Annotated in this window: 6 protein-coding genes; 2 read left to right on the forward strand and 4 right to left on the reverse strand. The window is 38.6% G+C overall.

Annotated features, from left to right (window positions below):
* Positions 1–126: 126 nt before the first annotated feature.
* The 4 genes from V7112_RS14285 to proV form a co-directional block, all read right to left on the reverse strand.
* A complete protein-coding gene (locus V7112_RS14285) occupies positions 127–3195 on the reverse strand; it encodes an efflux RND transporter permease subunit (protein ID WP_335420892.1) in 3069 nt (1022 codons plus the stop codon).
* Between the two features lie 117 nt (positions 3196–3312).
* On the reverse strand, positions 3313–4203 hold the full coding sequence (locus V7112_RS14290) for a glycine betaine ABC transporter substrate-binding protein (RefSeq protein WP_335420894.1): 891 nt from the start codon (positions 4201–4203) through the stop codon (positions 3313–3315).
* Positions 4203–5051 (reverse strand): ABC transporter permease, encoded by an 849-nt coding sequence (locus V7112_RS14295; RefSeq protein WP_335420896.1) that lies wholly within the window; start codon positions 5049–5051, stop codon positions 4203–4205. The genes V7112_RS14290 and V7112_RS14295 overlap by 1 nt, the downstream gene beginning before the upstream one ends.
* Positions 5051–6301 (reverse strand): glycine betaine/L-proline ABC transporter ATP-binding protein ProV, encoded by a 1251-nt coding sequence (gene proV, locus V7112_RS14300; RefSeq protein ID WP_335420898.1) that lies wholly within the window; start codon positions 6299–6301, stop codon positions 5051–5053. Before proV ends, V7112_RS14295 begins: the two co-directional genes overlap by 1 nt.
* A 321-nt stretch (positions 6302–6622) precedes the next feature.
* Between proV and cudC the strand changes: the two genes are divergently transcribed.
* Together cudC and V7112_RS14310 are read left to right on the forward strand one after the other, a co-directional pair.
* Positions 6623–7153, forward strand: a complete 531-nt coding sequence (gene cudC, locus V7112_RS14305) for a choline uptake/conversion transcriptional regulator CudC (protein ID WP_335420901.1) — start codon at positions 6623–6625, stop codon at positions 7151–7153.
* Between the two features lie 105 nt (positions 7154–7258).
* Complete coding sequence (locus tag V7112_RS14310; protein ID WP_335420903.1) at positions 7259–7420, forward strand: hypothetical protein; 162 nt, start codon at positions 7259–7261, stop codon at positions 7418–7420.
* Positions 7421–7468 lie beyond the last annotated feature (48 nt).

Raw genomic sequence — 7468 nt, forward strand, 5'->3', positions numbered from 1 at the left:
ACTCATATCTACCACTTATGCTATGCCTTTTTCCAAAAGTACCCAAAAGCCTTATCATAACTCCAATTTAAGTTATAGCTTTTTCCAATTTTATCCATATATCCACTCATAAACCTCTCATTCCCCCTAATCCCCTTCAACCCTCCTCCTCGTTTCTTTATCAAACAAACTATACATGATTGGGATTACAAATAATGTTAAAAGGGTACTACTTATTAAGCCCCCGATAACGGTAATTCCCATTGGCTGGTTTATTTCAGAGCCTTCACCGATGCCAAATGCTAACGGTAACAAACCTAAGATTGTCGTTGAGGCTGTCATCATGACCGGGCGCGTACGATCTTTTACTGCCACAACGATAGCCTCGTATGATCCCATACCTTCTTCTTTTTTCTTATTGATATAATCCACAATCACAATTGCATTGTTAACGACGATGCCCGCTAGGACAATAATTCCAATGATTGCTGTAATTCCAATTGGAGTGTTTGTGAAAAAGAGACCAATCGCAACCCCGATCACCATAAACGGAACTGTAAACATAATCACAAATGGATACTTAAATGACTCAAATTGTGCAGCCATTACGAAGTAAATCAATGTTAAGGCTAAAACAAATGCCAACAGCATTTGATCCATCGAGGACTCCAACAGCTCTTTATCACCACTGTAGACAATATCCGTTTCATCTGATAGCCCCAGCCCCGCCACCTCTTCATCAATTTTTTTCGAAATCGCGCCCAGATTGGTCGTCGACACATATTTCACTGTAAATTGTACGGCATGCTGTTGGTCAATTCTTCGAACCGTTAATGGTCCTTCACCAATTTCAATGTCAGCCACGTCCCCTAATGGAACAAATGTATTTGCCTGTGTTTTTAAAAGAAGATTCCGAAGGCCTTCAATATGATTGGTAAACTCTCGGTTATAGCCAACATTGACAGGATAAATCTTCTTTTCTTGATCGATTAGCTGAAGAGCTCGTGTTCCTCTTGTCACATCATTGACCGTTGATGCAATTTGTACAGGCGCAAGCCCTTCTTCAAACGCTTTTTCTTTATCAATCGTAATTTGAAGCTCTTCAATCGTTTTCGAAACATCTGTGGAAACTTCTGTAACATCCTTCAACGTTACAAGTGCATCCGTAATTTTATCAACTGCTTCATCGAGCCGTCCCTTATCTGTATCCTTCACATGGAACTGTAAAGTGTTGGGTGTTGATCCTGATGAAGACTGTAGATTGAATTTAACAACTGCCTCTGGATGAAGCTCGTTAACCGAAGACTCGATTTTCTGCTTCGTATCATCTACAAATTCAAAGGTTGACCATTCTCGTTCCTCAAACCCAACCATTTTCACATAAATTTCCGCTTCGTTGGTACTTCCTCCTCCACGAAAGCTTTTTTCTTGAGTAGAACCAATTAAGCTAACATAGACATCAACGTCTGGCTCCTCTTCTAGTTGCTTTTCAATCACAGTGACTGCTTTTTTCGTGTCCTCCAATGGTGTACCATTTTCAAGCTTCATTTTTATTGTAAAAAAGCCCTCATCGCTTTTCGGAATGAATTCTGTTCCGACTGTAAAAAGTCCAAATAGACTTACCGCAAACATCACTAAAGTAATCAACAGTACAATGAATCGATGCCTCAATGACCATCTTGTTGCATTCTCTAAAAAGCGCATTCCTCTCGATGTCTGACGTCTTTTTTCGAGGTTTTCATTTGGTCTTTTTAAAAATCGACTTGCTAGCATCGGCACAACAGTTAACGCGACAATGAGGGAAGCAAATAAACTAAATGCAATGGTAACTGCAAATTCCGTAAACAACTCTCCAATTAAACCCGTAATAAAAACCACGGGTAAAAAAACAGCAACCGTTGTTAAAGTTGAGGCAATAATTGCCGTTCCAATTTCTTTTGTTCCCTCTTCTGCAGCCAGCTTTGGCTCTTTCCCCATTGATAAGTGGCGGTAAATGTTTTCGATTACGACTATTGAATTATCGACGAGCATTCCAATCCCAAGGGCAAGTCCACCTAATGTGAGAATATTTAATGAGAAATCTGAAAAATACATGAGCACAAAGGTAACAATGACGGAATATGGAATTGCAATCCCGATGATGAGTGGACTTTTTACATTTCGAAGGAAAAAAAAGAGCACAATCATTGCAAATAATCCACCGAGCAACAGGGTACTTATGATGTTGCTAATTGCTATTTTGACGTAGTTACCTTGGTCAAACAGGATATCAGCTTGGACATTTTTATATTTTTTCTGAGCTAGTTTTTTTTCTAATTCCGCTTGAAAACCTTCTGAAACTTTCGCTGTGTTGGCATCCGATTCCTGAAGAACACTTACGAGCATGGCGGGCTCCATGTTTGCTCGTGTAATGGTCTTCTGTGATTCAGGGACAATCTTAATTTGGGATAAATCCGCTAAAACCACTTTTTCACCTAAGATGGGGTCAATTGTAATCGCAAGCTCCTCTAAATCGTCAACAGAATTCAAATTACTAATAACTCTTGTAGTAAGCTCCTTGCCTTCAGATTCAATCGTATTTCCAGGAAGTGAAACTGAATTGGCCCGTAGGATGTTGACAATATCGGTTTGTGTGAGAGCATACTCTTCTAACATTTCTTGATCTAATTCCACTTTTATTTCTTCCGACATGACACCAGACAGATTTACATTTGCGACACCTTCGACTTTATTGAGCTCGGTTACCAGCCCTTCGGCAAGCTCTTGCAGCCCTTTTTCATCCTCTTCCATACTCAAGGACAATTGAATGACCGGAAACTGTGACGGATCAAATTTTAAAAAGCGAGGAGTCTCAGCATCATCTGTAATTTGTGTTTGATTGATGCGGCTTAAAATTTCGTTTTCAATATCATCAATCGAAGTTGTCCATGAAAACTGTAATAAAATAAAAGATGCACCTTCTTGGGATGTCGAGGACATTGTTTTTAAGCCCGGCAATGTAGACAGACTTTGTTCAAGAGGTTTTGTGACCTTTTCAGAGACTTCATTCGGACTTGCTCCAAAATAGTTTGCTACAACTACACCTACGGGAGGATTGATATCCGGGATTAATTTTAATGGTATATTCATTAAGGAAACGATTCCTAAAATAATCACTAAAAACATAGAAACCAATGTAAAAGTTGGTCTTTTTATCGAAAATTTGCTGATGTGCATCAATCCGTTCCTCTTTTCTAGAAAAGTACAATACAATTGCCATTATGCCCATTTCAAAAAAAAACTGTACACCCAAAACGAGTGTACAGTTTCTCAAATAATATCTTTTTCTGAAGGTTATTCCTTTAAGTCTTGGATTGAATCAATGTCCATATAAGCTGGTACGACTAATCCGATTTTTGTGCCTTCGAGATTTGAACCAAGGTCTTCGAATTTTCCGTCAAACTTCTCTACATAATCAGCATGGGTAACTGGTAACCATCCAGCAACATGTGCATCAACAGATCCATCTGCTACACCCGTCCACATTGGGCCAGCTTCTACTTGGCTCATTTTTACTTTATAGCCTAAATCAGTCAACACTTTAGCAACAATATTTGTACTTGCAATTTCGCTATCCCAAGCCACGTACGCTAATTTTACTTCTTCACCATTTCCTTCTTGTACACCCTCAGTCCATTCTGCAACTTTATCAGGATTCTCTTCTATCCATTTTGCAGCTGCTTCTTCAGGTTTTGTTCCATCATTAATATCTACCATTACATTTGCCATGTCATCTGCAGTCCAATTGAATTGGTCAAGTAGTGCATGCACTCCTGGTAAATCTTCTTTTAACCCAATTCGTGCGATACTATGAATATTTTCTTCTCCACCATACACTCCCTTAGGATCTTCAAGATATTTTAGATCAAAAGCAGAGAATTTCCAGTGTGGAGTCCAACCCGTGATGATAATTGGTTCTTCCTTGGCATATGCCTTCTTAAGTGCTGCTGTCATCGCTGCACCTGATCCTTCTACTAATGTCCAATCATCCAGACCGTACTCTTTAATTGCTGAATCTGTTGCCTTCATAATCCCTGCACCTGGGTCTATTCCAACAATCTTATAATCTACACTTTCACCTACGGATGCAGAATTAGTTCCTGCTTCTTTAGAATCGCTACCACATGCTGCAAGTCCTAATGTTAATCCGATTGCTAATGTTGCTGTTAATGCTTTTTTAAACATTATACCGTTCCTCCTAGTTTCTTTTTGCCTATATTTTGAGTAATCCGGTCAAGGACGATTGCAACAATGACAATCGCAAGACCAGCTTCAAAACCAGTTCCTGTTTGTAGCTGTGTAACAGCTCGGTATACATCTGCTCCAAGTCCTGGTGCACCTACCATTGAGGCAATAACCACCATAGATAAAGCAAGCATGATACTTTGGTTAATTCCAGCCATAATCGTAGGCATGGCTAACGGAATTTGTACTTTTACAAGCCTTTGTTTTGTTGTAGAACCAAAGGCTTCGGTTGCCTCAATTAAATCCTTTGGCACCTGTGTGATACCTAGAATTGTCAAGCGAATCGTTGGTGGCATCGCGAAAATAACAGATGCCACTACCCCAGGTACAACGCCAATGTTGAAGAAAAAGATAGCCGGTAATAGATACACAAAGGCTGGCATTGTTTGCATGAAATCTAAAATCGGGATTACGATATTACCCACTGCCTTACTTTGAGATGCCCATATTCCAAGAGGAATCCCAATAATAATGGATATCCCGACAGATGTTAACACAAGGGCAATTGTTTGAAGCATATTGTCCCAGTAGCCTAAATTATCAATTAGCAGTAATCCGATTAAAGTAAAAAGAGCAATTTTCCAATTACAAATTTTCCAAGCTACCGCGCCTAAAATAAGTGTTAATAAAATCGAAGGAATAAAACCTAATCCTACAACAATTCCTTCCACAAAACCTTCTAGTCCTGCTGCGACTCCTTCAAATAAAAATTCAAAGTTCGTAACTAACCAATCTATAAATATATCTATCCAGTCAGCTAATGGCAGCTTTGGTAATAAACCATCCATTATAACGCCTCCCTTTCATCACTTGGAGGGAGTTGATTAGCCCCAAAGTCATTTATAAATGTGTCATTACCTGCAAGTGCACCAATCACTGCACCACGAATTACAATTCCCTTGAGACGATTTTCTTCATCCACAACAGCAACTGGAATCGTCGCTTGTGATACATCATCAAATAAATCAACAAGTAATGTACTCGTTTCAACGGTTTTAAGATTTGTTTCCATGACATCAGCTAAGGTCAGATTTTGCTCAACAGCCTTAGAAGCTTCCACAGCACTAACTGCACCAACAAGCTTATGCTGTTTGTCTACAACATAAACAGTTGATAAACCGCTATCCTTCATTATTTTAAGAGCAAGTCTTGCTCCTTTATCTACCTGAACAATCTCGGCACGTTTAACGATATGTCCAGCAGTTAACACCTTAGATAAATCAACATCCTCCACAAATCTTTCTACATATTCATTAGATGGATTCATTAGAATTTCTTCAGGAGTTCCGATTTGAACGATGTTTCCGTCCTTCATTAAGGCAATACGGTCACCGATTCGTAATGCTTCGTCAAGGTCGTGTGTGATAAAGACGATCGTTTTTTCCATCCGACCCTGTAATTCAATCAATTCATCCTGCATGTCCTTACGAATCAATGGATCCAAAGCACTAAAGGCTTCGTCCATTAATAAAATATCTGGGTCATTTGCGAGAGCTCTTGCCAATCCTACACGTTGCTGCATACCGCCACTAAGCTGGTCAGGATATTGATTTTCATAGCCTTCTAGGCCAACTAGTTTCAGAGCTTCAAATGCTTTTTGGGATCGGTCTTGTTTGGCTACACCTTGGATTTCGAGACCATATTCAGTGTTTTGAAGAACGGTTTTATGCGGGAATAAAGCGAAGCGCTGAAACACCATGCTCATTTTTTTCCTACGAACTTCACGAATTTCTTCTTTATTCATGGAGACAACTTCTTTTCCATCGATAAAAACTTGACCGGCAGTTGGCTCTATTAATCTATTTAAAAGACGAACCAATGTTGATTTTCCACTTCCAGATAAGCCCATAATGACAAAAATTTCCCCAGGGTATACCTCAAAGCTCGCTTGATTCACACCCACTGTCGATCCTGTACTTTTTAAAATTTCTTGCTTCGTTTTTCCTTCCTTTAATAGTTGACTTGCTTTTTTTGATGAGCGTCCAAATATTTTCGTTACATTGGAAACCTTTATTTTTGCTTGTTTTTCACTTTCCATACTGTCACCTCAATTTTCTAAACGATTTAACTCAAATCATTATTTGATATTCCTTTAAAACCAATAAAATTCCGATGTAGGAAGCAATTAGTAACTATGACCTATTAATTGTAGTAATGATTTCCAAATTACACAAAGCGGATATAAAGGGATATACCTTCATAAAGTTTGTGAAGTAAAAACTGTACGCACTATACGTTCTTCATTCTTAAAATTCCTCCCATATCCTCCATAATCCTTTAAGCAGCTCCCCTTTACATTCAATGAGCAAATATGTAGGCTATAGATATTAAACACTTTTGTTGTAGGATGTGAATCTATTTGCAAGGCGTAGACAAACTAGAAAAAGCCCGGGAACGTGTAATTGATGCAATTGCTCAAAATATGAACCTGTATGGGGTAACTCCTTCGATAGGGAGACTTTGGGGGCTTATGTATTTTCATGACGAACCAATGACACTTGATGAAATGAAACAAGAACTAGGTATGAGCAAAACAAGTATGAGTACTTCTGTCCGCAACTTAGTAGAATTAAAAATGGTCGATAAGGTGTGGAAAAAAGGAATTCGAAAAGACCTTTATGAGGTAGAGGAAGATTGGTATCAGACCTTTATTGATTTTTTTACGATAAAATGGAGAAACGGTATTTCCATGAATGTCAGTGCCATTCAAAAATCTTTATCTGAACTTAAAGAGCTATTAAAGGACGAGCAAGTTAGGGATGAAATAAAAGCAGAAGCAGAAAGCGATATTTTGAAACTGAATAATGCTTTGGAATATTATTTCTGGCTCGATCGACTAGTAGATAGCTTTGAATCACATGAAATCTTTACATTTATTCCAAAAAAGTAACGTTTGTGAACGTTGCTTTTTTTTAGTTAAAAATTGATTACGATTCACTTGTACACCTCATCGATTTTGTCCGTTAAACATACCCTACAATATGGGGGTGAAAATATGCCATTATGGGGCTGGCTGTTAGTTTTTTTTGGAGGGTTACTCCTTGTAGGTTTTGTAGCTGACCGGATCTCAAAAAAGAATCGTTCCACCGACTCCCGCGAAATTCAAAAACAAGTCGATGAAGTTAAGAACAACCATAGAGATTTTCATCACTTTTGATAATCAAAAAAGAAGCAGCCCGGAATTATTGTACTGCACCCCAAAAGT

Source organism: Bacillus sp. JJ1566 (assembly GCF_036962685.1).
Taxonomy (GTDB): domain Bacteria; phylum Bacillota; class Bacilli; order Bacillales; family Bacillaceae_L; genus Ferdinandcohnia.